At 39.4% G+C, this 249-nt stretch carries 1 protein-coding gene; it reads right to left on the bottom strand.

The annotated features are described in order from the left end of the window. Nucleotides 1-249 (bottom strand): TCP-1/cpn60 chaperonin family protein (locus tag C6N31_RS47450; RefSeq protein ID WP_198359746.1); only part of this gene is annotated, 249 nt, incomplete at both ends.

Genomic DNA, 249 nt, shown 5'->3' with positions numbered 1-249 from the left:
CCGCCAATAAGTTTTGATGATAGTGTTGTAGCAGCACATTTAGCAAGTAGATTTTTCTTTTCTTCTAGACTTTTTCCTTCAATGCTAAAAGCCAATTCTTTTATCTTCTCAATTCCCAAATAGCATGCAGTTCTATAGCTGCGTATCAGATTTTGAGGATGGACTCCATCCTCTATAAAGGGTTTGGCCTCCTTCAAAAACTCTGTTGCAAGTAGAACTACTGTAGTGGTTCCGTCACCAACCTCTGAG

This window comes from Streptomyces fildesensis, from assembly GCF_016107395.1.
Lineage (GTDB): Bacteria > Actinomycetota > Actinomycetes > Streptomycetales > Streptomycetaceae > Actinacidiphila > Actinacidiphila fildesensis.
Note: the sequence above shows the minus strand (reverse complement) of the source record. Positions and strands in the feature narration are given on the sequence as shown.